General features: G+C 52.2%; 2 protein-coding genes. Both read right to left on the bottom strand.

What is annotated here, in order from left to right:
- On the bottom strand, nucleotides 1–1,262 hold a 1,262-nt coding region (locus AB1656_20775; GenBank protein ID MEW6237828.1), incomplete at its 3' end, for a DUF1080 domain-containing protein.
- A 52-nt stretch (nucleotides 1,263–1,314) separates the two neighbouring features.
- Nucleotides 1,315–2,268: DegT/DnrJ/EryC1/StrS family aminotransferase (locus AB1656_20770; GenBank protein MEW6237827.1), on the bottom strand; the 954-nt coding region annotated here is incomplete at its 5' end.

The raw sequence follows: 2,268 nt of genomic DNA, 5'->3' as shown, positions 1-2,268 counted from the left end.
GGATCGCCGTGGTGTTGCAGGGCGATGGGACCTTTTTGGGGCATCCCGGGAAGTCGCGCATTGCGAATTACGGTTTTGTCGTTCAGAACCACCGTAACCGCATCGTCGATCAACGTAATTTCGAATCGATTCCATTCTCCAACGCGGTTATCCGCCGCCAACATGGGCGTCGCGCCTTGGCGCACTTCCGGCGGCATAGCCGGATCGAGGCGATATCCCCAAATCTCTCCCGATCCGCATGGCCATTGCCAAATGTTAATTTGACTCTTTGAACTTCCCCGAAGATAGATTCCGCTATCCCCAGCATCCCACACCGCCGCCGTGGCTTGTTTCCCCTGTTCATCGGTTAGATAAGAACCGTCCGGCAGAATAATCGGAACCGCTTCGATCGCCGGTTTGCGCGGCATGCGCCAATCGACGATCAGAATAAAATTTTTGTACTCCTTTTCGGTCCATAGATTCTTGTCTTCCGCTTCGCTTTTTCCGTCATATTCCAAAATCCAATCGTTGGCTTTCCAGTGACCCTCATGCCCTGGATCCCTGCGCCAGCCGCGAAGATCAAGGCCGTTATACAAGGAACGAAATCCGCGATCTTCCTGCGCAACGACATCCGCAGGCGGATGGCTGCCCGGCAATTCGCGAATACGAATATTGCGAAAATAGACTTCGCTGCCTTCCGATTCCAGACAGATATATCCTTTGCGCGGCGCGCAATCGTATCCCCGCGTAACAATTTCGCCGTTCAACGCCAGCGTTACCGTTCCCATAAAACTCGTAATGCGATAATGATTCCATTCCCCGGCCGGTTTTTGCCTATTTTCCGTGGGCAGGGAACGCATCCCCCATCCTTTGGGATGCGGCTTGTCTGGAGACATCAAAGTTCCGTGAATGGCGAATACGTCGCCGCCGTTGCCGTCCATCACTTGGCATTCGATGGCTCGCGTGAACGGTTGTCCGAGAGCGGTGATATCCCATGAATGAATGAATAACCCCGCATTCCCACCTTTGACCATATGCCGGTAATCCAACTCCAGAATGTAATTTTCATACATTCGCTGCGTGCGCAAAACGCCGGTGGGAATGCCGGTGCAGGCGATCGTTCCATCGCGCACCGTCCATGTTTCCGGGGCGCAATTTACATTTACCCATCCATCCAAATTTTTCCCATTGAACAGATCGGCGAATTCTCCCTCCTGGGCGGAGGCAAGAGAAAATAAAACGGGCGAGAATAGGAAACACAATACGATTTTTTTAATTATCACGAGACATATCCTCTATTTTAAAATCGCTTGGATTGACGATCGTACAATCACGCTATGCCTTCAGCTCCTTGGCGTAGGCATGTACTTTCCTGATGGCGTTGGCGATCTGTTCGATATGCGATTTGCCGGCCAATAGATGGCCCTGCGACATAAACAATCCTTCTTCGCTAAGTTTGTCGTTTTCCGGGCAGTGGTTGTTTTTCCAGTATTGGTCGATCCGTTCCTTGGAATATATCGTGGAATACCAGCGGGAACTCAACATTTTTTTCAGAAACGGATGCTGGTTCAGATAACTATACCCGCCACCGACAGAGACGCCTTCTTTTCTCAAAGCTTCCGTAAAACGGTCGCGCGGCAAGCCGTTAAACTGGCTTTTGTCGTAATGCATCATGTAAATGTAATACGTGCTGCGCGTGTTGCCTTCGTACGCGGCCGCCGGACGCACTCCGGGAATTTCCTGCAAGAGTTCATTCAAATACTTGGCGTTTTCGATGCGATGCTGGCATTGTTTTTCCAGCCGCGCGAGTTGCGTAAGCAAAAGCGCCGCCTGGTATTCCGTCATGCGCAGGTTGGCGCCTTGGTGCAAGTATCCTTCCTTCGGTACGCCTTTTACCCGGTCGCGTCCATTGTTTTGAAACGCGTGAATTTTATCGTAGAGATCGTCGCGGTTGGTAACGCAGGCGCCGCCTTCTCCGCAGGGAAGAATCTTGGTTTCTTGAAAACTGAAACATCCCGCGTCGCCGAGGCCGCCCGCTTTCTGGCTGCGCCATTCCGCCAAATGCGATTGACAGGCGTCTTCCACGACGGCTAAGTTATGTTTTTTCGCGATGCGCAGCACCTCGTCCATATTGGCCGTCGAGCCGCCTAAGTGAACGGGCATAATGCAGCGCGTATGTTCCGTAATTCGATCTTCCAGCGTAGAAGCGTCGATTTGAAACGTCTGCCGGTCCGTATCGGCGAACACCGGCAAGGCGAATTGCTGCAAAATCGCATTGACCGAAGCGAC

It is taken from the genome of Candidatus Omnitrophota bacterium, assembly GCA_040755155.1.
Classification (GTDB): Bacteria; Hinthialibacterota; Hinthialibacteria; order Hinthialibacterales; family Hinthialibacteraceae; genus JBFMBP01.
The sequence above is the reverse complement of the archived record's forward strand: the minus strand, read 5'-3'. Positions and strand labels throughout refer to the sequence as shown.